The sequence below is a fragment of the Methylocapsa sp. S129 genome (assembly GCF_009765995.1).
GTDB lineage: Bacteria > Pseudomonadota > Alphaproteobacteria > Rhizobiales > Beijerinckiaceae > Roseiarcus.
The window spans coordinates 75,502-100,110 of the sequence record NZ_LMUI01000047.1 but is presented as its reverse complement, the minus strand read 5'-3'; the positions used below and the strand labels follow the sequence as shown (position 1 = coordinate 100,110).

The 24,609-nt window shown below is 63.0% G+C and carries 21 protein-coding genes; 17 read left to right on the top strand and 4 right to left on the bottom strand.

Annotated elements, in window-relative coordinates:
- Positions 1 to 26 precede the first annotated feature (26 nt).
- From nuoG to mce, 11 genes are all read left to right on the top strand, one after another.
- Positions 27 to 2,087: an NADH-quinone oxidoreductase subunit NuoG gene (nuoG, locus tag GSQ90_RS24710; protein WP_158817631.1), complete on the top strand. Its 2,061-nt coding sequence runs from the start codon at positions 27 to 29 to the stop codon at positions 2,085 to 2,087.
- 3 nt (positions 2,088 to 2,090) lie between these two features.
- Positions 2,091 to 3,113, top strand: coding sequence for an NADH-quinone oxidoreductase subunit NuoH (nuoH, locus tag GSQ90_RS24705; protein ID WP_158817630.1), 1,023 nt, complete (start codon positions 2,091 to 2,093; stop codon positions 3,111 to 3,113).
- A gap of 15 nt (positions 3,114 to 3,128) precedes the next feature.
- Complete coding sequence (nuoI, locus tag GSQ90_RS24700) at positions 3,129 to 3,617, top strand: NADH-quinone oxidoreductase subunit NuoI (RefSeq protein ID WP_158817709.1); 489 nt, start codon at positions 3,129 to 3,131, stop codon at positions 3,615 to 3,617.
- A gap of 173 nt (positions 3,618 to 3,790) precedes the next feature.
- Positions 3,791 to 4,393, top strand: a complete 603-nt coding sequence (locus GSQ90_RS24695) for an NADH-quinone oxidoreductase subunit J (protein WP_158817629.1) — start codon at positions 3,791 to 3,793, stop codon at positions 4,391 to 4,393.
- A gap of 11 nt (positions 4,394 to 4,404) precedes the next feature.
- A complete protein-coding gene (gene nuoK, locus GSQ90_RS24690; protein WP_158817628.1) occupies positions 4,405 to 4,713 on the top strand; it encodes an NADH-quinone oxidoreductase subunit NuoK in 309 nt (102 codons plus the stop codon).
- Between the two features lie 7 nt (positions 4,714 to 4,720).
- Complete coding sequence (gene nuoL / locus GSQ90_RS24685; protein WP_158817627.1) at positions 4,721 to 6,742, top strand: NADH-quinone oxidoreductase subunit L; 2,022 nt, start codon at positions 4,721 to 4,723, stop codon at positions 6,740 to 6,742.
- On the top strand, positions 6,742 to 8,244 hold the full coding sequence (locus GSQ90_RS24680) for an NADH-quinone oxidoreductase subunit M (RefSeq protein ID WP_158817626.1): 1,503 nt from the start codon (positions 6,742 to 6,744) through the stop codon (positions 8,242 to 8,244). The genes nuoL and GSQ90_RS24680 overlap by 1 nt, the downstream gene beginning before the upstream one ends.
- 11 nt (positions 8,245 to 8,255) lie before the next feature.
- Positions 8,256 to 9,689: an NADH-quinone oxidoreductase subunit NuoN gene (gene nuoN / locus GSQ90_RS24675; protein WP_158817625.1), complete on the top strand. Its 1,434-nt coding sequence runs from the start codon at positions 8,256 to 8,258 to the stop codon at positions 9,687 to 9,689.
- 14 nt (positions 9,690 to 9,703) lie between these two features.
- A complete protein-coding gene (locus tag GSQ90_RS24670) occupies positions 9,704 to 10,474 on the top strand; it encodes a biotin--[acetyl-CoA-carboxylase] ligase (protein WP_158817624.1) in 771 nt (256 codons plus the stop codon).
- Between the two features lie 95 nt (positions 10,475 to 10,569).
- Positions 10,570 to 12,237 (top strand): ribonuclease J, encoded by a 1,668-nt coding sequence (locus tag GSQ90_RS24665; protein WP_158817623.1) that lies wholly within the window; start codon positions 10,570 to 10,572, stop codon positions 12,235 to 12,237.
- Positions 12,238 to 12,249: 12 nt separating this feature from the next.
- Positions 12,250 to 12,654 (top strand): methylmalonyl-CoA epimerase, encoded by a 405-nt coding sequence (mce, locus tag GSQ90_RS24660; RefSeq protein WP_158817622.1) that lies wholly within the window; start codon positions 12,250 to 12,252, stop codon positions 12,652 to 12,654.
- A gap of 6 nt (positions 12,655 to 12,660) precedes the next feature.
- Here mce and GSQ90_RS24655 read toward each other — a convergent pair whose 3' ends face one another.
- Positions 12,661 to 13,437, bottom strand: a complete 777-nt coding sequence (locus GSQ90_RS24655) for a hypothetical protein (protein WP_158817621.1) — start codon at positions 13,435 to 13,437, stop codon at positions 12,661 to 12,663.
- Between the two features lie 112 nt (positions 13,438 to 13,549).
- Positions 13,550 to 14,719 carry a citrate synthase gene (locus tag GSQ90_RS24650; protein ID WP_158817620.1) on the bottom strand — a complete coding sequence of 390 codons (1,170 nt, stop codon included), beginning with the start codon at positions 14,717 to 14,719 and terminating at the stop codon, positions 13,550 to 13,552.
- An 84-nt stretch (positions 14,720 to 14,803) separates the two neighbouring features.
- Between GSQ90_RS24650 and GSQ90_RS24645 the strand changes: the two genes are divergently transcribed.
- Both GSQ90_RS24645 and GSQ90_RS24640 read left to right on the top strand, forming a co-directional pair.
- Positions 14,804 to 15,895, top strand: coding sequence for a citrate synthase/methylcitrate synthase (locus GSQ90_RS24645; RefSeq protein ID WP_158817619.1), 1,092 nt, complete (start codon positions 14,804 to 14,806; stop codon positions 15,893 to 15,895).
- A gap of 55 nt (positions 15,896 to 15,950) precedes the next feature.
- A complete protein-coding gene (locus GSQ90_RS24640) occupies positions 15,951 to 16,565 on the top strand; it encodes a carbonic anhydrase (protein WP_158817618.1) in 615 nt (204 codons plus the stop codon).
- Between the two features lie 39 nt (positions 16,566 to 16,604).
- On the opposite strand, the gene GSQ90_RS24635 is transcribed toward GSQ90_RS24640, so the two are convergent.
- Positions 16,605 to 18,440, bottom strand: a complete 1,836-nt coding sequence (locus GSQ90_RS24635) for an ABC transporter ATP-binding protein (RefSeq protein ID WP_158817617.1) — start codon at positions 18,438 to 18,440, stop codon at positions 16,605 to 16,607.
- 563 nt (positions 18,441 to 19,003) lie between these two features.
- Complete coding sequence (locus GSQ90_RS24630; protein ID WP_158817616.1) at positions 19,004 to 19,735, bottom strand: GntR family transcriptional regulator; 732 nt, start codon at positions 19,733 to 19,735, stop codon at positions 19,004 to 19,006.
- Positions 19,736 to 19,927: 192 nt separating this feature from the next.
- On the opposite strand from GSQ90_RS24630, the gene GSQ90_RS24625 reads away from it, so the two are divergent.
- The 4 genes from GSQ90_RS24625 to GSQ90_RS24610 all read left to right on the top strand — a co-directional run bounded on the left by GSQ90_RS24625 (position 19,928) and on the right by GSQ90_RS24610 (position 24,601).
- On the top strand, positions 19,928 to 21,025 hold the full coding sequence (locus GSQ90_RS24625) for a sugar ABC transporter substrate-binding protein (RefSeq protein WP_174247535.1): 1,098 nt from the start codon (positions 19,928 to 19,930) through the stop codon (positions 21,023 to 21,025).
- A gap of 68 nt (positions 21,026 to 21,093) precedes the next feature.
- Positions 21,094 to 22,650: a sugar ABC transporter ATP-binding protein gene (locus tag GSQ90_RS24620; RefSeq protein WP_158817614.1), complete on the top strand. Its 1,557-nt coding sequence runs from the start codon at positions 21,094 to 21,096 to the stop codon at positions 22,648 to 22,650.
- On the top strand, positions 22,647 to 23,627 hold the full coding sequence (locus GSQ90_RS24615; protein ID WP_158817613.1) for an ABC transporter permease: 981 nt from the start codon (positions 22,647 to 22,649) through the stop codon (positions 23,625 to 23,627). Before GSQ90_RS24620 ends, GSQ90_RS24615 begins: the two co-directional genes overlap by 4 nt.
- 11 nt (positions 23,628 to 23,638) lie before the next feature.
- Positions 23,639 to 24,601 (top strand): ABC transporter permease, encoded by a 963-nt coding sequence (locus GSQ90_RS24610; protein ID WP_246731758.1) that lies wholly within the window; start codon positions 23,639 to 23,641, stop codon positions 24,599 to 24,601.
- The last annotated feature ends 8 nt before the right edge of the window (positions 24,602 to 24,609 follow it).

Here is a 24,609-nt window from a genome sequence, read left to right as displayed (position 1 = left end):
GTTGCAGCAAGGCTCGAAGAGGCCAAATGACCAAGATCATCATCGACGGCAAAGAGCTCGACGTCCCCGCGGAATACACGCTGCTGCAGGCTTGCGAGGCGGCGGGCGCCGAAATCCCGCGCTTCTGCTTCCACGAGCGCCTATCGATCGCCGGCAATTGCCGCATGTGCCTCGTCGAGGTGAAAGGCGGCCCGCCCAAGCCGACCGCGTCTTGCGCGATGGCGGTGCGCGACTTGCGGCCCGGTCCCAAGGGCGAGCCGCCGGTGGTCGAGACCAATTCGCCGATGGCGCGCAAGGCGCGCGAAGGCGTGATGGAATTCCTGCTGATCAATCATCCGCTCGACTGCCCGATCTGCGACCAGGGCGGCGAATGCGATCTGCAGGACCAGGCGATGGCCTATGGCGTCGACACCTCGCGCTATCACGAGAACAAGCGCGCGGTCGAAAACAAATATATCGGCGCGCTGGTCAAGACTTCGATGAACCGCTGCATCCATTGCACGCGCTGTGTGCGCTTCACCACGGAAGTCGCCGGCGTTTCCGAGCTTGGCGCGATCGGCCGCGGCGAGGATATGGAGATCACCACCTATCTCGAAAAGGCGATGACGTCCGAGCTGCAGGGCAATGTCGTCGACCTCTGTCCGGTCGGCGCTTTGACCGCCAAACCCTACGAATTTCACGCCCGGCCCTGGGAATTGTCCAAGACCGAATCCGTCGATGTGATGGACGCCCTGGGTTCGGCCATTCGCATCGATTCACGCGGGCGCGAGGTCGTGCGCATCCTGCCGCGCATCAACGAAGCGATCAACGAGGAATGGATTTCCGACAAGACGCGCCATGTCGCCGACGGCCTCAAGACGCAGCGTCTCGATCGTCCCTACCTGCGCGTCGACGGCAAGCTGACGCCCTCGACCTGGCCGCAGGTCTTCGCCGCGATCGCCGCCAAGGCCAAGGCGACAAGCGCCGCGCGCATCGGGGCGATCGCGGGCGATCTGGCGAGCGTCGAGGAAATGTTCGCGCTGAAAGCGCTGATGGATAAGCTGGGCGTCGCCAATATCGACTGCCGGCAGGACGGCTCCAGGCTCGATCCGAAGTTCGGCCGCGCCTCCTATCTCTTCAATTCGACGATCGCCGGCATCGACGAGGCCGATGCGATCATGATCATCGGCGCCAATCCGCGCATCGAGGCGCCGGTGCTCAACGCGCGCATCCGCAAGCGCTGGCTGAAGGGCAATTGCCTGATCGGCGTCGTCGGCCAGAAACTCGATCTCACCTACCCGTATAATTACCTCGGCGCCGGGCCGGAATCGCTCGCCGCCTTCGCCGATCATCCACCCGCCGACAAGGCCAAGCCGATGTTCATCCTGGGCGCCGGCGCCTTTGCGCGGCCCGATGGCGAGGCGGTTCTGTCGCTCGCCGCCAAGGCGGCTTTGTCGCTCGGCGTCGTCAAGGACGGCTGGAACGGCTTCAACATCCTGCATAGCGCGGCTTCCCGCGTCGGCGGCCTCGATCTTGGCTTCACGCCGGGGCAGGGCGGTCTCGACGTCTCGGCGATGGCCAAGGCGGGCGGCCTCGACCTGCTCTTCAATCTGGGCGCCGACGAGATCGACATCGCGTCCGGCGCCTTCGTCGTCTATATCGGCACGCATGGCGATCGCGGCGCGCATCGCGCCGATGTGATCCTGCCCGGCGCCGCCTATCCCGAAAAGACCGGCGTCTACGTCAATACCGAGGGGCGTCCGCAATTTGCCGAGCGCGCGACTTTCCCGCCCGGCGATGCGCGCGAGGATTGGGCGATCCTGCGCGCTCTGTCCGATGCGCTCGGCGCCAAACTGCCCTTCGACTCCTTGAGCCAGCTTCGCGCCGCGCTCAACGCCGCCCACCCGCATCTGGCCAAGCTCGACGAGATCGAGCCGGCGCAGGCTGATTTCGCGGCGCTGGCGGCGATCGGCGGTGCGCTCGACAAGGCGCCGCTGGTCACGACGATCGCCGATTTCTATCTGACCAACCCCATTGCGCGCGCCTCCAAGACCATGGCCGAATGTTCGGCCTTGGCTCAGGCGCGTCATCTTCAGGCCGCGGAGTAGCCGATGTTGGATGCTGGCTGGCTATGGCCGATCTTGGTTTCCGCGCTGAAAAGCGTCGTGTTGCTCGTCGTCCTGCTGATCTACACCGCCTATGTGCTCTATGCCGAGCGCAAGATCTGGGCGTCGGTGCAATTGCGTCGCGGGCCCAATGTGGTCGGGCCTTGGGGACTGCTGCAGAGCTTCGCCGATCTCCTCAAATTCGTGCTGAAGGAGCCGATCATTCCGGCCGGCGCCAACAAGGGCGTGTTTCTGCTGGCGCCTTTGGTCACCGCCGTTCTCGCACTGTCGGCCTGGGCGGTGATTCCGATCAGTTCGGGTTGGGCGATCGGCAATATCAATGTCGGCGTCCTCTATCTCTTCGCGATCTCCTCGCTCGGCGTCTACGGCATCATCATGGCCGGCTGGTCGTCGAATTCGAAATATCCGTTCCTGGCGGCTTTGCGTTCGGCCGCTCAGATGGTGTCCTATGAAGTCTCGATCGGTTTTGTCATCATCACGGTTTTGCTTTGCGCGGGATCGCTGAACCTGACCGACATCGTCAACGCGCAGGACACCAGGCTGGGCATTTTCGGCTGGTATTGGCTGCCCTTGTTCCCGATGTTCATCATTTTCTTCGTTTCGGCGCTCGCCGAAACCAACCGGCCGCCCTTCGATCTCGTCGAGGCGGAGTCGGAACTGGTCGCCGGCTATGCCGTGGAATATTCAGCGACGCCGTTCCTCTTGTTTTTCCTCGGCGAATATATCGCGATCCTGACGATGTGCGCGATGACGACCGTGCTGTTCCTGGGCGGCTGGCTGTCGCCCATTCCGTTCGCGCCCTTCACCTGGATTCCGGGCGCGATCTGGTTCGTGCTGAAAGTATCCTTCGTCGTTTTCATGTTCGCGATGGTCAAAGCCTTCGTGCCGCGTTACCGCTACGACCAATTGATGCGGCTCGGCTGGAAAGTCTTCCTGCCGATTTCGCTGTTCATGGTCGTTCTGGTCGCCGGCGTGCTGGAGGCGACCGGCTGGGGCGTTCACCACTAGGAAGATCAGATGGCGATGAAACTGGATCAGGCCGCGCGATCGCTCTTTCTGGGGGAGTTCGTCTCGGCATTGGCGCTGTCCTTGCGCTATATGTTCAAGCCTAAGGCGACGCTGAACTATCCCCATGAGAAAGGGCCGCTGTCGCCCCGGTTCCGCGGCGAGCACGCCTTGCGCCGCTATCCCAATGGCGAAGAGCGCTGCATCGCCTGCAAACTCTGCGAGGCGATCTGCCCGGCTCAGGCGATTACGATCGAAGCAGGGCCGCGGCGCAACGACGGCACCAGGCGCACGACGCGCTACGACATCGATATGGTCAAATGCATCTATTGCGGCATGTGCCAGGAGGCGTGCCCGGTGGATGCGATCGTCGAAGGGCCGAATTTCGAATTCGCGGTCGAGACGCGAGAGGAATTGTTCTACGACAAGAACCGGCTTTTGGAGAATGGCGCGCGCTGGGAGCGCGAGATCGCGCGCAACATAGCGATGGACGCGCCTTATCGGTGAATGAGCCCCTCTCCCGCTTGCGGGAGAGGGTAGGGTGAGGGCCTATCTGGAAGGCGCGAACATGGAGAGGCCCTCATCCGGCGCCATAGGGCGTCGAGAGACGCCCGTCTGAAGGACGGGCTAAGGCGCCACCTTCTCCCGTTTCACGGGAGAAGGGACAATAGGAGATTGAAATGTACGGCGACGCGATATTCTTCTGGGTTTTCTCCGCGACGCTGATCGTCTCGGCGTTGGCGGTGATTCTCGCCCGTAATCCCGTTCATTCCGTCTTGTTCCTGATCCTTTCCTTCGTCGCCGCGTCAGGTCTGTTCCTGCTGATGGGCGCCGAATTTCTCGGCATGATCCTGATAGTCGTCTATGTCGGCGCCGTCGCCGTCTTGTTCCTGTTCGTCGTCATGATGCTTGATGTCGATTTCGCCGAACTCAAACAGGGTTTCCTGCAATATCTGCCGATCGGCGCGCTGATCGCCCTCTTCGTGGCGTTCGAGCTTGGCTATGTCGCGGTCGGCTGGACGCGCTCGACGGCGGCGGCCGCCGCCGCTTCGCCGGCCGGCGCCATCGCCAATACGACGGCGCTCGGGCGTGTGCTCTACACCCAATATTTCTACTTCTTCCAGGCGGCGGGGATGATCCTGCTGACGGCGATGATCGGCGCGATCGTTCTGACCTTGCGCCACCGCGTCGGCGTCAAGCGCCAGGATATTTCGATCCAGGTCGCGCGCAATCCGGCCACCGCCGTCGAAGTGCGCAAAGTTCCTTCCCGCGTCGGCATCTAGAGAGCGGTCCCATGATCATCGGCCTTTCGCATTATCTGACGCTCGCGGCGATCCTGTTCACGATCGGCGTCGCCGGCATCATTCTCAATCGCAAGAACATCATTATCATTCTGATGTCGGTCGAATTGATCCTGCTGTCGGTCAATATCAATCTCGTCGCCTTCTCCACGAGCTTCGGCGATCTGACGGGGCAGGTGTTCGCGCTGTTCATCCTGACGGTGGCGGCGGCGGAGGCGGCGATCGGCCTGGCGATCCTGGTCGCCTATTACCGCAATCGCGGCTCGATCGCGGTTGAAGACATCAACGCGCTGAAGGGTTGAGACGAGCATGTATCATCTGATCGTCTTTCTTCCCCTTCTCGGCTTTCTGATCGCCGGCCTGTTCGGCCGCCAGATTGGCGACCGCAATGCCGAACTCGTCACGACGATTCCGCTCGGACTTTGCGCGTTTCTCTCCTGGATCGCCTTTTTCATGGTCGGCGTGTTCGGCCATGACGATCATGCGCAGGTCATCGATATCGCCAACTGGATGACCTCGGGCAAGCTCGCGGTCGCATGGGCTTTGCGGGTGGATACGCTGACCGTCGTCATGCTCGTCGTGGTGACGACCGTTTCGTTCCTCGTCCATGTCTATTCGATCGGCTATATGGCGGAGGATCCGGCGCGGCCGCGCTTCTTCGCCTATCTCTCGCTATTCACCTTCGCCATGCTGATGCTGGTGACGGCCGATAATCTCGTCCAGATGTTCTTCGGCTGGGAAGGCGTCGGTCTCGCCTCCTATCTGCTGATCGGCTTCTGGTATGACAGGCCTTCCGCCAATGCCGCGGCGATCAAGGCGTTCATCGTCAACCGCGTCGGCGATTTTGGCTTCGCGCTCGGCATATTCCTTGTCTTCACGCTGACCGGCTCGGTGACGTTCGACGCGGTGTTCGGCGCCGCGCCCGCTATCGCCGGCAAGACGATCCATGTTTTCGGCGCGGATTTCGATGCGCTGACCATCACCTGCCTGCTGCTGTTCATGGGCGCGATGGGCAAGTCGGCGCAGTTCCTGCTGCACACCTGGCTGCCGGACGCGATGGAGGGCCCGACGCCCGTTTCCGCGCTCATCCACGCCGCTACCATGGTGACGGCCGGCGTGTTCATGGTGGCGCGTCTGTCGCCTCTATTCGATCTGGCGCCGGTGGCGCTCAGCGTCGTGACCATTGTCGGGGGAACGACGGCGTTTTTTGCGGCGACCGTCGGCCTCGTGCAGAACGACATCAAGCGCGTCATCGCCTATTCCACCTGCTCGCAGCTCGGCTATATGTTCGTCGGCCTCGGCGTCGGCGGCTACAGCCTCGGCATATTCCACCTGTTCACCCACGCCTTCTTCAAAGCCTTGCTGTTCCTTGGCGCCGGTTCGGTCATCCATGCGATGCATCACGAGCAGGACATGCGCAATATGGGCGGCCTGCGCAAAGACATCCCCTTCACCTATTGGATGATGCTGATCGGCACGCTGGCGCTGACCGGCGTCGGCATCCCCTTCACCTCGATCGGCTTTGCCGGCTTCGTCTCGAAGGATGCGATCATCGAGGCGGCCTATGCCTCGCAGCGCCCCGGCGCCGTTTATGCTTTCCTCTGTGTCGTCATCGCGGCGGGTTTCACCTCGTTCTATTCCTGGCGTTTGATTTTCATGACGTTCTTTGGTGAGCGCCGCTCGATGAGCGACGCGCATGGGGCCGACGATCATGGCCATGCCGCGGCCGACGACCATGCCCACGACGATCACGGCCACGACCATACGCCGCATGAATCGCCGCAGGTGATGCTCGTTCCGTTGGCGGTGTTGGCGCTCGGCGCCGTCATTGCCGGCCTTGCCTTCCGCCATGTCTTCATCGGCGGCGGCTTCGAAGGCTTCTGGAAGGGTGCTTTGTTCCTCGGGCCCGACAATAAAATCTTGGAAGAGATGGAAACCGCGCCCTGGCTGGTGTCGCTGCTGCCGACGCTGATGATGCTGGGCGGCTTTGGGCTCGCCTATTTCATGTATATCGTCCAACCCGCCGCGCCGCGCGCTTTGGCCGCGGCCAATCCGATCCTCTACCGCTTCCTGCTCAACAAATGGTATTTCGACGAGTTCTACGACTTCCTGTTCGTGCGCCCGGCCTTCTGGATCGGCAACCTGTTCTGGAAGGGCGGCGACGGCTTCATCATCGACGGGCTCGGGCCTGACGGCGTTTCAGCGCGCGTCCTCGACGGCGCGCGCAATGTGGTGAAGCTGCAGAGCGGCTACATCTATCACTACGCCTTTGCAATGCTGATCGGCGGCGCGGCCTTCGTCACGTGGTTTCTGATCGGGGGAATCCGCTGATGTTCGGCTTTGGAATCCTCTCCGGCCTGTTGATCCTGCCGATCGTCGGCGTCGTCTGCCTGCTGCTGCTGCGCGGCGATGACGAGGCGACGAACAACAACGCGCGTTGGATCGCGCTGTGGACGACGATCGTAACCTTCCTGCTGTCGCTGTGGGCCTGGGCGGACTTCAACACCAGCGTGGCGGGCTTCCAGCTTGTCGAGCAGCGCGCCTGGTTTAGCCAGGCGATCACCTACAAGCTCGGCGTCGACGGCCTGTCGATGCCCTTCGTGCTGCTGACGACCTTCCTGATGCCGTTCTGCATCGGCGCTTCGTGGCTGTCGATCACGACCCGCGTCAAGGAATATATGATCGCCTTCCTCGTGCTGGAGACGCTGATGATCGGCGTCTTCGAGGCGCTCGATCTCCTGCTGTTCTATCTGTTCTTCGAGGGCGGCCTGATCCCGATGTTCCTCATCATCGGCATCTGGGGCGGCAAGCGGCGCGTCTATGCCGCGTTCAAATTCTTCCTCTACACCTTGCTCGGCTCGCTGCTGATGCTGCTGGCGATCATGGCGATGTATTGGTACGCCAAGACGACCGACATCACCGTCCTCCTGCACACCGATTTCCCGCTGGGCATGCAGAAATATCTGTGGCTCGCGTTCTTTGCGTCCTTCGCGGTCAAAATGCCGATGTGGCCGGTCCATACCTGGTTGCCGGACGCGCATGTCGAGGCGCCGACCGCCGGCTCGGTGATCCTGGCGGGCATTCTCCTGAAGATGGGCGGCTACGGTTTCATCCGCTTCTCGCTGCCGATGTTTCCGGACGCCTCGCAATATTTCGCGCCGCTGGTCTTCGCCCTTTCGATCGTCGCGATCATCTACACCTCGCTGGTCGCCCTTGTTCAGACCGACATGAAGAAGCTGATCGCCTATTCCTCCGTCGCCCATATGGGCTTCGTGACGATGGGGCTGTTCGCCATGACGGCGCAGGGGGTGGAGGGCGCGGTCTTCCAGATGGTCTCGCATGGTCTGGTGTCGGGCGCTTTGTTCCTTTGCGTCGGCGTCGTCTACGACCGGATGCATACGCGCGAAATCTCGGCCTATGGCGGGCTCGTGCAGCGCATGCCGCGCTACGCCGTCGCGCTGATGATCTTCACCTTGGCCAATGTCGGCCTGCCGGGCACTTCGGGTTTTGTCGGCGAATTCCTGACCCTGATCGGGACTTTCCAGGTCAATAGCTGGGTCGCGCTGCTGGCGACGACAGGCGTCATCCTGTCGGCGGCCTATGCGCTCTATCTCTATCGGCGCATCATCTTTGGCGTCATCGACAAGCCCAATCTGACCGGTATCGCCGATCTGTCGATGCGCGAGATCGTCATTCTGGCGCCACTCGTCGTGCTGACGCTTTATTACGGTGTGCATCCGCAACCGATCATCGACGCCAGCGCCGCTTCCGCCGAAGCTCTGATCAAGGGCTTCGATCAGGCGCTTGCTTTGACCAAAACAGCCGGGCTCTAGGGGTTCTGGATATGAATGTGACGGCCTTGTCTCTGCCGACGGTTCTGCCGGAATTTATTCTGGCGGGCGGCATATTGGCGCTTGTGTTGTTGGGCGCGCTGCGCGGCGAGCGTTCGGTCTGGATGGTGACCGAAATCGCCGTGGCCTTGCTCGGCGTCGTGCTGATCGTGCTCATCGCCAATCACGGATCGAAAGGCGTCACTTTCTACGGCGCCTTCACGGATGACGCGTTCAGCCGGTTCATGAAGGCGCTCGCGCTGATCGGCTCGCTCGTCACGCTCGTGCTGTCGGTCGATTTCATGCGCAAGGAAAAGATCGCTGGTTTCGAGTTCCCGATCCTCATTCTTCTGGCGACGCTCGGCATGATGATGCTGATCTCGGCCAGCGATTTCATCGCGCTCTATCTCGGCCTCGAATTGATGAGCCTTTCGCTTTATGTCGTGGCCGCCTACCACCGCGACGATGCGCGGGCTTCCGAAGCCGGCCTCAAATATTTCGTGCTCGGCGCCTTGTCCTCCGGCATGCTGCTCTATGGCGCATCGCTGATCTATGGCTTTGCCGGCACGGTCTCGTTCGCTGGCGTCGCGGTCGCGATTCATGGCCAGGCGAGCCTTGGCGTCATCTTCGGCCTGGTCTTTCTGCTGGCCGGCCTCGCCTTTAAGATTTCGGCCGTGCCGTTCCATATGTGGACGCCTGACGTCTATGAGGGCGCGCCGACGCCGGTCACCGCCTTTTTCGCTTCGGCCCCGAAAATGGCCGCGATGGCGGTGCTGGTGCGCGTCGTCACGACAGCGTTCCCCGGCGTTGAAGGCGAGTGGCGCCAGGTGATCGTATTCATCTCCATCGCCTCGATGGCGTTGGGCTCTTTCGCCGCCATCGGCCAGACCAATATCAAGCGTCTGATGGCCTATTCGTCGATCGGCCATATGGGTTTTGCTTTGGTTGGGCTGGCGGCGGGCACCACCGATGGCGTGCATGGCGTGATCATCTACATGTCCATCTATCTCCTGATGACGCTGGGAACTTTCGCCGCCATCCTGTCGATGCAGCGCGACGGCCATTATGTCGAGAATATCGCCGATCTGGCGGGGCTTGCCCGCACCAACGGGCCGATGGCGTTTTTCCTCGGCGCCATGATGTTCTCGCTGGCCGGCATTCCGCCGCTCGCCGGATTCTTCGCCAAATTCTATGTCTTTGCCGCGGCGATCGAGGCCAATCTTTTCGCGCTCGCCGTGATCGGCGTGCTGTGCAGCGTGGTTGGCGCCTTCTACTATTTGCGCATCGTCAAGATCATGTATTTCGACGAGCCGGCCAAGGCGTTTGATCAGGCCGGAATCGCGGCGCGCGTGGTGCTCGCGCTGTCGACGGCGCTGATTATTTTCTACGCCATAGCGCCGGCTCCGCTGACCGACGCCGCCATGGCTGCGGCCAAGTCGCTGTTTTGAGAGACAGCGACGCATTGGACGAAACGACGCAGAATCTCGCATCAGACTGGCGCGTCGAGCGCCTGGCGAGCACAGGCTCGACTAATGACGAAGCGCGGCGGCGCGCGCTGGATGGCGATGCCGGGCGCTTGTGGATTATCGCGCGCGAACAGACGCAGGGCAGGGGCCGCCGCGGGCGCGTCTGGACGTCGCCGCCCGGCAATCTCTATGCGAGCGCCTTGCTGATCGATCCCTCGCCGGTCGCGATCGCCGCGCAGATCGGTTTTGTCGCAGGGGTCGCATTGCGTCGCGCGCTCGATGAACTCGGAGCCGGCGACGAAGTCAGGCTGAAATGGCCCAATGACCTTGTCTGGCGCGGCGCCAAGCTCGCCGGTCTTCTCGTCGAGGGCGTCGCGCTTGGCGACGGAAGGCTCGCCTGCATCGTCGGAATCGGCGTCAATTGCACGAGCGCGCCAACGGGCCTGGCCTATGCCACCGACCATCTCTCCAACGCTCTTGGCCGTGCAATCTCCGCCGAAAATCTGTTCGCGCGCCTCGCGCCTTGCTTTGTTGAAGCCTTGGCCCTATGGCGCTGCGGCGCGGGTTTTGCTGCGATCCGCGCGCAATGGCTGACGCATGCCGCCGGTCTTGGCGGCCCCATCCGCATCGCGGGCGCGCAAGGCTCGCGTGAAGGCGCGTTCGAGACCTTGGACGAACAGGGCCGCCTCGTCCTGCGCGGCGCAAACGGCCTTGAGGCTGTCGAGGCCGGCGATCTATTCCTGATCAAGGAAGGCGCCGGCGGTTAGAAAGCGGTTGCTTTTTCCGGCGAAACGGGCGCGGGTTCGCGCCAGCACACCAACACATACGACGATCCAAATCATTTTAAGAAAGCATCGGATTAATGACTGAACAGAACGAACTGGTCTTCGCCCCGCTTGGCGGTCTTGGCGAGATCGGCATGAATTGCGCCCTCTACGGCTTCGGGCCGGCCAAAAAGCGCAAATGGCTGCTCGTCGATGTCGGCGTCGCCTTTGCGGGTGACGACCTGCCCGGCGTCGACCTCATCTTGCCCGATGTGAGATTCGTCGAAAAGATCAAGAAGGACCTCGTCGGCATCATCATCACCCATGCGCATGAGGATCATATCGGCGCTTTGGCTGAGCTTTGGCCGCGTCTTGGCGTCAAGGTCTACGCGACGCGCTTTGCCGCCGGATTGCTGGAGGCGCGGCGCCTGAACGAGCCCGGCGCGCCGAAGATTCCGCTCGAAATCGTCGCCCAGGGCGGCCACGCGACGATCGGCCCCTTCGATGTGGAGTTCATCGCCGTCGCCCATTCGATTCCCGAGAGCTGCGCTCTCGCGATCCGCACGCCGGCCGGGCTGATCGTACATACCGGCGACTGGAAGATCGACGCGACGCCGCTGGTCGGCAAGCCGACCGACGAGGCGCGCCTCAGGGCTCTGGGCGACGAAGGTGTCCTCGCGTTGATCTGCGATTCGACCAATGTGCTGCGCGAAGGCGAAAGCCCTTCTGAGGCGGATGTCGCGCGCAACCTGTCGGCGTTGGTTGGCAAAGCGTCGGGCCGTGTAGTGATCACCACCTTCGCCTCGAATGTCGCGCGCCTTCGCGCCGCGGCGGAAGCGGGGCTCGCCAATGGCAAGCAGGTCATGGTGATCGGTCGCGCGATGGAGCGCGTGCTCGCGGTGGCGCGCGAATGCGGCTATCTCGACGGTCTGCCGGCGTTCCTGGGCCAGGATCATTTCGACCGCATTCCGCGCAGCCAGGTCCTCGCTTTGGCGACGGGCAGCCAGGGCGAGCCGCGCGCCGCGTTGGCGCGCATCGCCGAGGACGAGCACCCCACCGCCACTTTGGCGCCGGGCGACATCGTCGTCTTCTCTTCGCGCACGATTCCGGGCAATGAAAAGGCGGTCGGCGCCATCGTCAACGGCCTTGTCGCGCAAGGCATCGAGGTCGTCACCGACCGCACCCAGCTCGTCCATGTGTCGGGCCATCCGCGCCGCGCCGAACTGGCGAAAATGTATGCGTGGCTGCGGCCCAAAATCGCTGTTCCCGCGCATGGCGAGGCGGTGCATCTGTCCGAACATGCGACTTTCGCCCGCGCCCAGGGCGTCTCCGAGGTCGTGCGCGCGTTGAACGGCGACATCGTCTTGCTGGCCGCCGGCCAGGCGGGAATTATCGGGCAGGTCGATCATGGGCGGCTCTATAAGGATGGCGACATCCTGCTGGCGGCGGGCGATGATTGCGTCGCCCAGCGCCGCAAACTGTCGTTCACCGGAATCGTCACCATCGCGCTCGGGTTGTCGGCCAAAGGCGATCTGGCGGGCGACCCCGATGTCCTGATCGCGGGCCTGCCCAATCGCACGCGCCAGGGCGCCGGCATGGATGAAGTCATCGACGCCGCGATTTTCGAGACGTTCGAGAGCCTGCCCCGCGGTAAGCGTCGCGACGCCGATGCGGTTTCCAATGCGATCGAAAAGGCGGTGCGCAATGCGGTCAATGCCGCCTGGGGCAAGAAGCCGGCGGTGCATGTGCTCGTCGTCGAGGTCTAGGGGAGAAAGCTGGTGATCGGACGCCTGAACCATGTCGCGATCGCGGTGAAGGACGTCGCTGCGGCGAGCGCCCATTATCGCGATCGGCTTGGCGCCGAAGTCTCGTCGCCTTCGTCCCTGCCGGAGCATGGAGTCACCGTCGCCTTTGTGGAATTGCCCAATACGAAGATCGAACTGCTCGAGCCGCTCGGCGCGGATTCGCCGATCGCAAGGTTTCTCGAAAAGAACCCGGACGGGGGCATGCATCACCTTTGCTACGAGGTCGACGACATCCTGTCGGCGCGCGATCGGCTGATCGCGGCGGGCGCACGCATCCTCGGCGACGGCGCGCCCAAAATCGGCGCGCATGGCAAGCCCGTGCTGTTCCTCCATCCCAAGGATTTCAGCGGGACGCTGGTGGAGTTGGAGCAGGCGTAGGAACGTCTAACGCCCCAGGAAGCCCAGAAGGCTGGCGAAGGCCGCGCTGGTCATCGTCGCGCGACCATTCGCGCGCACGATCAGTTTTGGCCCGTCCTGCGCGAATGTCGCGTTTTCGATCGTCACTTCGAGCCCCGGCATCGGCGGCACGGCGGCGCGGGCGCGGGCGGTGTCGAGCAGCTTGCTCAATTGCGCCGTCAATGCGCCGTTCACGTCGCCGAGGAACGGGCTCGCCGCCTCCGTTATCGCCGGATCGCTCGTCTTCAGCGTCGCCGGCCCCGTGAGCCGCAGCGCGACCGCCTGCGGATTTGGCACATACAATTCCACCGGCGCCGAAATGCTGACATTGTCGGAAGCGATCTGAGTTTTGAGAACCGTTCCGAGGATCTTCTTGCACAGCCAGACGGTGACGTGGCCGGAGAGATCGACGACCGCGCTCTCGTCGTGCGGCGTGATCGTCGCGGCGTCGATGCTGTCGACGACGATATTGACGTTCTTATGGGCGCAGGGGTCGCGCGGCAGTTTCAGGCCGCGCGCGATGGCGAGGGCGTGGTCCTGGATCGACCTGAGGTCACCGGTCGCCGACGCTTTGAGCGTGATGGCGTCAGCGTCCGTATGCACGTCGATCGAACCGGCCACGGGAATTTGCACAGGCACGCCGCCGACAGTCAGAGGCAGGTTCTTGGGCCCGACATCGAGCGCGCGCGCGGCGCAGGGGGCGCCGCACGCGAGGGCGGCCGCTAAAAGACGAGCCACGAAGTGGCGCTTCACTAAATTCTTCATGACGAGCGGCCTCCGTAGCGCTTCGGAAGCGGTATCTCAGCCCACCGGTGTGCGCAACGCCGGACGCTGACGTTGCGCGTTCGCCCGGGATGCGCATCCATAGCGCGTCGCCCTAACGCGGCCGCGTCTCGCGCGGCGGCGGCCCGACATAGCGGGCGCGGGGACGAATGAGGCGCCCCGTCGTCGTCTGCTCCAGCACATGCGCGATCCATCCCACCGAACGCGCGATCGCAAAGATCACGAACGGCGCCGCGGGCGGCAAGTCAAAAGCGTCGGCCATGGCGGCGATGGCGAAGTCGATATTGGGCCGCTCCCCCGTCAAATCCTCGACGGCCGCGCGCATTTCGACAAAGGGTTTCGTCGGCGCGAAATGCCCGAACAACGCGATCGCGCGCGGATCGCCATCGGGATAGAGCGGGTGGCCGAAACCCGGCGGGCGATGTCCTTGCGCGAGAATGTCGCGAACAGCCGCCGTTGCGCCCGTGCGCAGAGCGGCTGTCGTCAAGGATCGCACGCCCGTTGAGGCGCTGCCATGGAGAGGGCCCGCAAGGGTCGCTAATCCGGCCAGAAGACTGGCGGACAAAGGCGTGCCGGTTGAAGCGGCGACGCGCGCGGCGAAAGTAGAGGCGTTGAGCTCATGGTCCGCTAGAAGCACCAGCGCCCGTCGAAGAATGTCCTCGGCGGAGAGCGCGCGCCAGACGACAGCCATGCGGCGATGCAAGGGCGCGCCAACGGGCTTAGCCGAGCCAAGCATGGCGGTGGCGATATCGTCGATGAGCTCGCACGCCTCATGGATCAGAACAGGGCGCGAGCGACCATGCGACGGCGGGTCCTTATCCGCGCGCTTTGCAAGAACCAACAGCGCCGCTTCAAGGGGCGAGGCGGGAAGGCGTTCGGCGTCGCCCTGTTTGCTTCGCACGGCGCCGATGCGAACGCCGTCGGCCTGCCATAACAGCGCGGCGATTTGCTCCAGTGTCGCAGTGTCGGAGAGCGCAGCCGCATCTTCCCCACAATACCAGAGGCGGCCCTCCATGACCGTGGAGACGCCCGAGGCCAGCACCGGATCGCCCCATTCGAGCGTTTCCGCGGCGACCGCGGCGACGGTCCGCCGCCCGGCATGCCGACCCGCCAAGCGCGCGACGTCATCGCCGTTGTAGAGGCTGCGGCGCGGATCTTTCGGATCGGGCTTGGCCCGAATGCGCCCGCGGCTCACGTTCGCGTAAAGCGTCTGGCGCTGAACTTCGAGTGTGGCGAGCGCTTGCGCCGCGGTCAGCCAGGCCATGTCGCCTCATATTGATCAATAACATCAAGATTGACGTCAATCTTACCTTGGTCGATCCTCCATGCAAATAGCCTGGAGATACCCATGAACAATGGTCTTGACGACGTGCTGGCGACTGAAACTGTGCTGTCCGATGTCGATGGGGCGGCTGGCGCCTTGATCATCCGCGGCCGCTCGCTCGACGAACTGGCTGGCCTCGCTCGTTACGAAGACGTTCTTGCATTGCTGCTGTCGGGGTTCTTCAGCGACCTTCCTCGTCCCGACAGGCTCGGCGCCGACCTCGGAAGCGCCCGTCAGCGCGTGTTCTCGCGGCTCGCCGCACAAGATGAGCGCCTGCTGCGATTGCCTGTCACCGAGGCGATGCGGGCCCTTCTGGCGCTGATCGAAGATGGCGACGATCTCGCGACGGCCTTGAACCTGATTGCCGCGCCAGCCGTATTCACGCCGGCCCTTGTGCGGCTGAAGCAGGGCCACGCCCCGATTGCGCCGGACCCGTCCGCGGGCCATGCGAAAGACGTGCTGCGCATGCTGCACGGGAAGGAGAGCCGCGACGAAGAGGCTGCCGCTCTTGACGCCTATCTTGTCACGGTCAGCGATCACGGCCTCAACGCTTCCACTTTTGCGGCGCGCGTCGTCGCTTCCACCCAGGCCGGCCTCACCTCCGCCGTCATCGCAGGTCTCTGCGCCCTCAAAGGGCCGCTGCATGGTGGCGCGCCCGGGCCCGTGCTTGATATGCTGGATGCGATCGGCCACCCAGAGGACGCTGAGGCCTGGCTCGACGGGGCCCTCGATCGAGGCGATCGGCTGATGGGTTTCGGACATCGCATCTATAAAGTGCGCGACCCACGCGCGGATGCACTCATGGGCGCTGTACGAAACCTGGCGGCCGCGAGGCGCGACAATGCCGGCCGTTTTTCGCTGGCTGAGAGCGTTGAAGCGGCGGCGATACGAATCCTCGCCCGGCGCAAGCCGGATCGGTCGTTGAAGACGAATGTGGAATTCTATACGGCGGTGCTTCTGGAAGCCTTGGGCTTTCCGCGCGAAAGCTTCACCAGCGTCTTCGCGATGGGCAGGGTCGGAGGCTGGATCGGGCATGCCCGCGAGCAGGCTCTGTACGGGCGCCTGATCCGTCCGCAATCGCGCTATGTAGGTCCGCGGCCCGATAGAGCGGCGTGACCTGCGACGGCGCAGCGTCTTGTGCGCTGCAGCAATTGGCGCTATGCACGTCTCTATGCTGGATCACCTGAAGGCGAAGAACCGCGCCTGGGCGAAGCGGAAGGTCTCCGCCGACGCAGATTTCTTTACGCGGCTTTCACGCCAGCAGGCGCCGGAATATCTGTGGATCGGCTGCTCCGACAGCCGCGTGCCCGCCAATGAAATCGTCGATCTCGACCCCGGCGAGCTGTTCGTGCATCGCAATGTCGCCAATCTCGCGCCGCCGCAGGACGCCAATTACCTCTCGGTCCTGCAGTTCGCTGTCGACGTCATCAAGGTCAAGCACATTATGGTGGTCGGCCATTACGGCTGTGGCGGCGTCGCCGCGGCGGTGGACGGCAAGCGGCGGGGTCTGGTGGACCATTGGCTGCATCCGATCCGCGAGGTCTGCTACGAGCATCGCCACGAACTCGATGCGATTCCTGAGGAACGGGCCCGTCTCAACCGCCTGTGCGAACTCAACGTCATCCGGCAGGTGCGCAATGTCGCGTCCGATGTTTTCGTGCAGGACGCCTGGGCGCGCGGGCAGCCTATCAGCGTCCATGGCTGGGTCTATTCGCTTGCTACCGGCCTGATCACCGACCTCAACGTGACGGTGAGCAGGCCGGAAGAGCTTGAGCGGACGAGCTGACCTCGGCGCGGCGAAGCTTGAGGCGATCGCGCGATCGCCTCAAGCCGCGTCCAATTTAAGAAACCCGCCCGACTGGCGCCGCCACAGCGACGCGTAGATCCCATCGCGCGCCAGAAGTTCGCCATGCGTGCCAGTTTCCACGATGGCGCCTCCGTCGAGCACGATCAGCCGGTCCATCGCCGCGATGGTGGAGAGCCGGTGGGCGATAGCGATCACAGTCTTGCCTTCCATCAGGGCGTAGAGGCTCTCCTGGATCGCGGCTTCGACCTCGGAATCGAGGGCAGAGGTCGCCTCGTCGAGGACGAGGATCGGCGCGTTCTTCAGCAAGACGCGCGCGATCGCGATGCGTTGGCGCTGGCCGCCGGACAGCTTCACGCCTCGCTCCCCCACCTGCGCGTCATAGCCGCTGCGCCCCAGCGGGTCCGCCAGGCTCTGCACGAAATCATGCGCATGCGCTTGGCGCGCCGCCGCGATGACGGCCTCCATCGTCGCCTCCGGCCGACCGTAGAGAATATTGTCCGCCACCGAGCGGTGCAGCAGCGATGTGTCCTGCGTGACCATGCCGATCTGTTGGCGCAGGCTGTCCTGGCTGACCGCCGCGATGTCTTGCCCGTCGATCAGGATGCGGCCGCTCTCGACGTCGTAGAAGCGCAACAGAAGATGTGCGAGCGTCGATTTGCCGGCGCCTGAGCGTCCGACAAGCCCGACCTTCTCGCCAGGACTGATGGCGAGCGACAGATTGTCGATCACGCCTCCTGCCTTGCCATAATGGAACCGCACATTCTCGAAGCGGATGGCGCCGCGCGAAGCCAGCAGCGCAGGCGCGGCGGAGCGATCGACCAGCGCGTGCGGCCGCGCGATCGTGCGCATGCCTTCCTGCACCGTTCCGATATTCTCGAAAATGCCGATCGACACCCACATGACCCAACCCGACATATTGGTGATGCGGATGGCGAGGCCGGCGCCGATGGCGATATCGCCGAGCGTCACCGCGCCCCTCATCCATAGCCATATGGCCAAGCTGCCCGTGCTCATGATGAGGACGCTGTTGAGAACCGACACGGTGCTGTTCATCAGGGTGATCAGCCGCGTCTCGTATTGAAACGTCGCGGTGTGGTCGGCGAGCGCGTCGCGGGCATGCGCATCTTCGCGCTCGATGTGAGCGAACAGCTTCACCGTCTGAATGTTCGCATAGCTGTCCACCATGCGGCCCGTGACGATGGCGCGCCGATGCGCGATCTGCTCGGATCGCCGGCGGATCTCGGGCACAAAATAAGCCAGGGCGCCGACATAACCGAGTATCCAAAGCGCCAGCGGACAGGCGAGGCGCCAATCGGCCTGCGCGAAGATGACGAGCGCGCTCACCGAGAAGATCGCGACGAACCATAGCGCGTCTATGATCTGCACGACGGATTCGCGCAAGGACGGTCCGGTCTGCACCACGTTGGAGGCGATGCGGCCGGCAAAATCATTGGCGAAATAATTCAGCGACTGGCGCAACACGAAACGATGCGCCTGCCAGCGGATCAGATTGGTCAGGCCGGGCGCGATCGCTTGCTGGGTGAGCAGATCATGCGCGAGATTGGCAAGCGGCCGCGCCAGCAGGATCAGCAAGCCCATCGACACAAAAGTCGCGCCGTAATCGTGCAGAACCTGGTCCGGGCTTGTCGCGCGCAACATGTCGACGAGCGAACCGATGAAGCGCAGGATCGACACCTCGATCAGCGAAACAATCAGGCCGATCGCCATCAGGCAGGCGAGGAAAGGCCACACCTGCCGGCAATAGCGCCAGTAGAAGCCGAGAAGATCGGCGGGTGGCATGGATTCGTCATGCGCCCGGAAAGGATCGATGCGGGTCTCGAAGAAGCGGAACATGATTCAATGTCCAGTCGGGCTCGCGGCCGGCGCCCGCTTTTGCAGCGTGCGCCGCGACAGCTCTGGCGAAGAGCGACGCGAACGTGGAAAGCCGAAACGCGATGAGGAAAACGCGGCGCCGAGAACGCGCCGTTCAGACCGGGTCGGGTCTGGTCAGAATACGCTCAACCCGAAAACGGGTTCATCCTGGATGCGCGGCCCATGAGGCTGAGCGGGAGGACGGCGAGCGAAACGGACCGGATGGCGGTTCGTTGAATTCGCTTCATCCACTCCTCCTTGCGCTGCCGATACCCAACTTGATTCGCAGGAATCATTCATCCGCAAATCTGCTTTCGCGTATAAACGAGTTTGGCGGACGCGGCTGCGGGAATTTGGCGCGCGGAGCGTTTCGCTGCGCCACTGTTGCAGGCAGGTGACAGCCGTGGCGATGCGCTCAGCGGCTCATAACTTCAGTTTTCTGCCTCGCCGCAGCCATCGGCTGACTGAAATAAGCGAATGGGTTCAATTTATTAGTTATTGATTTGCATCCCGAACTCGTAGGCGTGGACGACCTGGTGGCGCTCTCACGGCTGATTTTCCAAATATTCCGGGTGTTGCTCCAACGCGCTGACGACATGTTTGTAGGAAGAATCGAGGTGCGTCTTCATCGCCCGCTCGCATAGATCGGGATCTCTAGTCCTGAGGGCGTCGAGAATGGCGAGATGCTCGTCGATCGGCTCTCTGAGCGGGCGCGGCAGACGAACCGACAGGTGGCGCACGCGCAGGATTTCATCCATCGCATGCTGCAGAATGGCCCAGGTCGCATTGAGGCCGCTGATCTCGGCGATTGCGCGATGAAACTGACTGTCGACGACAATGTTTTCGATGAGGTCTGGGACTTCCAGCGTGGCGATCTGCCGGTCGATGAGATCGCTCAACATAACGGCGGCGGAATCATCGAACCTTTCGGCCGCGAGCCGGACGATCATCGACTCGAGGCTCGTCCGGATCAGGTTGAATTCCTTCACCCTCGCGACATTGATCAGCGAAACGGAGGTCCCGACATTGGGGATGATGGCGATCAGGCCATTAGCGGAGAGCCGGTTGATCGCTTCGCGGATGGGCGTGCGCGATACGCCGAGCCAATCGGCCAGCCAGCGCTCATTGATCGACTCGCCGGGCTTTAGCTGAACGGTGAGAATCTTCTCGCGCAGCACCTCATAGACCTGCGGTGGGACGCTGCGCCCTCGATCGATCGCGACCGCCGCGTTCTTCTTCCTTCCGACGATCGACAGGACATTGCGCGCCGTCCCCATTCGCCCAGCTCCCCATTCATCATACTTCTTGCGCCGGATTTTGAACCGGTATACCACTATATCCGCGTCATCCTAGATCAATTTAGGGTGTAGAAGTTTCTGTCGTTCGACCAACGAAAAAGAAACAAAGCAAGAGGGAGGAAGACCGTGAATCACAATCGCTATCTCTGTCGCGGCGCTGCTGTCGCAGCGCTGCTCGCCGGCGCCTGCATCCTGAATGTCGCGCCTTCGTTCGCTGGCCCCAAAGTTGTAGCCGGCCCGTCCGCCGATCCCGAGTGTTTTGTCCCGTGGACCGCGCAGACGAAATTCTTCCAATATCCCACCAAGAAGGGGCCGTATCGCATCGCGCTCGCCAATGGCTTCGTCGCCAACACCTGGCGCATCCAGATGATCCAGACCGCCAAAGCCTATGCCGCGCAGCCCGAAATCGCCGCCAAGCTGAAGGAATTCAAGGTTGTCTCCACGGGTGAGGACGTCGCCGCTCAGATCGCGGCGATCAATAATTTCATCGATTCGGGCTATGATGCGATCGTCACCGACGCCCAGAACCCCGCGGCGTTCAAGCAGGTGATCAAACGCGCCAATGACGCGGGCGTCGTTCTCATCGCCTTCGACAATATTCTCGACACCGAAGATACGATCAACGTCAACGTCGATCAAAAAGGCCTCGGCGTCTATTGGGCCGACTGGCTGATCAAGAATGTGCCGAACGGCGGCAAGGTCTTGGAAATCCGCGGCGTGGCGGGCACGTCCGTCGACACCGATCGCCACAACGGCATCCATGAGACGCTCGATAAGTCGGGCAAGAAATGGGACGTCGTCGAAGTCGTCGGCAAATGGGACGATCCGACCGCGCAGAAGGCGACCGCCGACGCCATCGCGGTGCAGAAGCATTTCGACGCGTTCACTGCGCAGGGCGGCGATACCGGCGTAGTGCAGGCCATGCTCGACGCCAAGCATCCGATGGTTCCCTTCGGCGGCGAGACGGAGAACGGGTTCCGCAAGTTCTGCGCGAAATTTTCGGGCGACGGCCTGAAATGCGCTTCGGGCGGCACGGGGCCGGCGCAGGTCGCGGTCGCCATCCACACCGCAATCGTGGCGCTCGAGGGCGGTATCCTGCCGCAGTCCATCAAGCTGCCGCTGGCCGAGGTCGAGGATCCGAACTTCAAGGACGACGAGAACTACTATTCCAAGCAATCCGATAATTTCTTCGTCGGCAATTCCTTCCCGACCTGCCACATCAACTTCACCGCCCAGGAAATCATGGGCCAGACCAAAGACAACAAATAACGAGATCAGGGCAAGTCGGCGCCGCGGGAGAATATGTCCCGCGGCGCTTGTTTTTTGAGGAGAAGAGGATGGCGTCGCCCGCGGTCCCATTGTTCAGCATGGATGGCGTCTCCAAGCGGTATGGCGGCGTCAAAGCGCTGGAAAAGGCGAATCTGACCGTGGAGGCGGCGCAGATTCACGCCATTCTGGGCGAGAACGGCGCCGGGAAGTCCACGCTGATCAAGATCATGTCCGGCGTCGTCGCCCCTGACGAAGGGCGGATGTTGCTTGACGGCCGCGAGATCCAATTCGCTTCTCCCGCGGCGGCCAATCAGGCGGGCATCGTCTGCATCTTTCAAGAACTGTCATTGGTTCCCGATCTGTCGGTCGCCGACAATATTTGCATCAGCAATCCGCCTAAGCGTTTCGGTCTGATCGACAGGCGCGCGCAGCGACGAATAGCGGAAGAAGCGCTCGCCAGGGCCGGCGCGCAGGACATTCACCCGATGGCGCCGGTCAAGGATCTGCCGCTGTCGCGCCGCCAGATGGTCGAAATCGCCAAGGCGCTGGCGCGCAATCCGCGCGTCCTTATTCTCGACGAGGCGACTTCGGCGCTGACCGCCGCCGATGTCGCCAAAGTGTTCGTGGTGCTCAAACGGCTGCGCGCCGAGGGCCTGGCGCTGCTCTACATCTCGCACCGCATGCATGAGATCGCCGAACTGGCGGACCAATGCACGGTTTTCCGCAACGGCCGCAATGTCGCGACCTATCGGGCGGGAACGAAGAGCGATGATGAAGTCGTGGAATTGATGATCGGGCGCGAATACAGCCATGTCTTTCCGCCCAAACAGGCGCTGGCGCCGAGCGCCAAGCCGCCCGTGTTGGAAGTTCGCCATCTCTCCTGGCTCGATCGGCTCAAGGACATTTCGCTCAGCGTTCGCGCCGGCGAGGTGGTGGGTCTGGGCGGCCTGGACGGGCAGGGGCAGCGGGAGCTTCTGCTGGCGCTGTTTGGCGTGCTGCGCGGCGTCTCCGGCGAGATCTTGATCGATGGAGAGCGGGCGTCGGTGTCGAGCCCGAGCGCCGCCAAGGCCAAAAAAATCGGCATGGCGCTTATCCCCGAGGACCGAAAGACCGAAGGCCTGATGTTGCCGATGTCGGTCAGCGTCAATCTATCCTTCGCCGCGCTCGATCGCATTTCCAGCGGCGGCATCGTCGACCGCGCCAAAGAGCGCCAATTGATCGACGAGATGATCGAGCTGCTCGCCATCCGCACCGCGGGGACCGACATTCCCGTCGGATCGCTCTCCGGCGGCAACCAGCAGAAGGTCGTCATCGCCAAATGGCTGATGGTGAAGCCGCGCATCATCCTACTCAACGATCCCACTCGCGGCATTGATGTCGGCACCAAGGCTGAGATTTATCAGCTCCTGCGCAAGCTCGCCGCGACCGGCGCCGCGATCATCTTCTATTCGACCGACTATGACGAATTGATCGGCTGCTGCGACCGCGTGCTCGTTCTCTATGACGGCGCCGTCAAACGCGTTCTTGTCGGCGATGAAATCACCGAGCGGGCGCTGATCAGCAGCGCGCTCAACATGTCGGCGCAGAGCGAGGGGGCTGACATGGCGTCGGCGACATCAGCGTGAAGGACTGGCGCTATCGATTGAGCGAGCATAGGGGGACGCTGCTCGCCTTCGTCTTTTTCATCCTCATGTTCGTCATTTACGCCAGCAACCATCCCGCCGGCTTCACGGCCAATGTCGTTCAGACGGCGGCCAACAAGGGCGTGCTGCTCGCGCTTGTCGCGGTGGCGCAAACTTTCGTCGTTCTGACCGCCGGCATCGACCTTTCCGTCGGCATGGTGTTCGTCCTGACCAATTGCCTCGCCTCGGCGATCGTAGTCGGCTCGCCAGCGATGGTCGGCCTCGGGATCGTCGGCGTTCTTCTGACGGGCCTGATCTGCGGCGCGATCAATGGCGCGATCGTCATCTATGGACGCCTGCAGCCGATCGTGACGACGATCGCCACCGGCGCCGTCTACTTTGGCATCGCGCTGGCGATGCGGCCGGTTCCCGGCGGCGATGTCGATTCGGACCTTTCCGACGCCCTCACCGGCCGTCTGTTTGGTGTGCTTCCGGTCAGCCTCATTGCGCTTTTCGTGGTTGTCCTCGTGATCTGGGTTCCCTTCCGGCGCTCGGCGATCGGACGCGCCACTTACGCGGTCGGCTCGTCCGAAGTCGCCGCCTATATGTCCGGCGTGCCAGTGCAGGCCGCCAAATTCTTCGCCTATGTCCTGTCCGGTCTGATCGCTTCGATGGCGGGCCTCTTCCTCACCTTCATCACGGCTTCGGGAGAGGCTTCGGCGGCGAACGGAGGATCCTATACGCTCTATTCGATCGCCGCCGTCGTTCTGGGCGGCGTCTCCTTGTTCGGCGGATCGGGTAGCGCGATCGGCGCCATTTTCGGCGCGCTGATGTTTCGCACCATCGGCGATCTCTTGTTCGTTTTCGATCTCGACCCCCTATGGCAGCCTTTGTTCCAGGGCGTCGTTCTCCTGGCGGCGGTGTGCCTGGGGTCGGTCCGGCTGTTCCAGATCCGCAACCGTCTCGACCTGTTCGAATGAGGCCCGCTTCGATGAATACGCGCGCCGGCGCCCTGTGGCGAAAGGTCGATCCCGCGGTAGCCACCGCCTTTGGCTGCATCGTCCTTCTCTTGTTTCTGGGGAGCCTCTATTCCTCAAGCTTCCTGTCGCCCGAATATCTGCTGCAGCAATTGAAGGTCGCCTCCTTCCTCGGGGTGATCGCCACCGGCATGATGCTGGTGATCCTGCTCGGCCAGATCGATCTGTCGGTGCCCTGGGTCGTCGCGGTCGGCGGCATGATGTCGACGGCGGCGACGGGATGGGGTCCCACCGGCGAGGCGTTTGCGATCCCGTTCGGCATTCTGTGCGGCGTCGCGCTTGGCTTCGCCAACGGTTTCGGCGTCGCGTATCTGCGCATTCCCTCGATGATCATCACGCTGGCGGTGAATGCGGTCGCGCAGGGGCTGATGGTGGTGCATACCGGCGGTTTCTCGCCGCAGGATTCGTCTTCGGCGGCTATGCGCTTCATCGCGACCGGGCATACGCTGCTGGGCGTCCCCAATGCGCTGCTTGTCTGGGCGGTCGTCGGCGGCGCGACGGTCTTCCTGCTTTCGCGCACGACATTCGGGCGCGCCATCTACGGCATCGGCAACCGCGAGCGCGCCGCCTATCTCTCAGGAATCAGAACCCAACGCGTCGTGCTGCTCACCTTTGCGATCGCCGGCGGCCTGTCCGCCTTTGGCGGCGTATTATTGGCGGGCTATGCGAGCAAGGCGGCCCAGGCGATGGGCGACGCCTACCTGCTTCCCTCGATCGCCGCCGTCGTGCTCGGCGGCGCCTCGATCCTTGGCGGGCGCGGCAGTTATATCGGCACGATCGCCGGCGTCATCCTGATCACGCTGCTGCAATCGATCCTGTCCGTCGTGCAGATCGAGGAAGCAGGGCGCCAGGTGATCTATGGCGCGGTCATTATCGCGATGCTGCTGCTCTACGGGCGGGAGAAGGTCGCGCGGTAAGGCGTCCA

Bases quoted from the DNA above. Each gene is read 5' to 3' on its own strand.
- GSQ90_RS24640 (WP_158817618.1), top strand. From the start codon at position 15,951: ATGCTGGATCACCTGAAGGCGAAGAACCGCGCCTGGGCGAAGCGGAAG.
- GSQ90_RS24635 (WP_158817617.1), bottom strand. From the start codon at position 18,440: ATGTTCCGCTTCTTCGAGACCCGCATCGATCCTTTCCGGGCGCATGAC.
- GSQ90_RS24695 (WP_158817629.1), top strand. From the start codon at position 3,791: ATGTACGGCGACGCGATATTCTTCTGGGTTTTCTCCGCGACGCTGATC.
- nuoN (WP_158817625.1), top strand. From the start codon at position 8,256: ATGAATGTGACGGCCTTGTCTCTGCCGACGGTTCTGCCGGAATTTATT.
- nuoK (WP_158817628.1), top strand. From the start codon at position 4,405: ATGATCATCGGCCTTTCGCATTATCTGACGCTCGCGGCGATCCTGTTC.
- GSQ90_RS24655 (WP_158817621.1), bottom strand. From the start codon at position 13,437: ATGAAGAATTTAGTGAAGCGCCACTTCGTGGCTCGTCTTTTAGCGGCC.
- GSQ90_RS24680 (WP_158817626.1), top strand. From the start codon at position 6,742: ATGTTCGGCTTTGGAATCCTCTCCGGCCTGTTGATCCTGCCGATCGTC.
- nuoG (WP_158817631.1), top strand. From the start codon at position 27: ATGACCAAGATCATCATCGACGGCAAAGAGCTCGACGTCCCCGCGGAA.
- GSQ90_RS24610 (WP_246731758.1), top strand. From the start codon at position 23,639: ATGAATACGCGCGCCGGCGCCCTGTGGCGAAAGGTCGATCCCGCGGTA.
- nuoI (WP_158817709.1), top strand. From the start codon at position 3,129: ATGAAACTGGATCAGGCCGCGCGATCGCTCTTTCTGGGGGAGTTCGTC.
- nuoH (WP_158817630.1), top strand. From the start codon at position 2,091: ATGTTGGATGCTGGCTGGCTATGGCCGATCTTGGTTTCCGCGCTGAAA.
- nuoL (WP_158817627.1), top strand. From the start codon at position 4,721: ATGTATCATCTGATCGTCTTTCTTCCCCTTCTCGGCTTTCTGATCGCC.
- GSQ90_RS24620 (WP_158817614.1), top strand. From the start codon at position 21,094: ATGGCGTCGCCCGCGGTCCCATTGTTCAGCATGGATGGCGTCTCCAAG.
- GSQ90_RS24630 (WP_158817616.1), bottom strand. From the start codon at position 19,735: ATGGGGACGGCGCGCAATGTCCTGTCGATCGTCGGAAGGAAGAAGAAC.
- GSQ90_RS24650 (WP_158817620.1), bottom strand. From the start codon at position 14,719: ATGGCCTGGCTGACCGCGGCGCAAGCGCTCGCCACACTCGAAGTTCAG.
- GSQ90_RS24665 (WP_158817623.1), top strand. From the start codon at position 10,570: ATGACTGAACAGAACGAACTGGTCTTCGCCCCGCTTGGCGGTCTTGGC.
- GSQ90_RS24645 (WP_158817619.1), top strand. From the start codon at position 14,804: ATGAACAATGGTCTTGACGACGTGCTGGCGACTGAAACTGTGCTGTCC.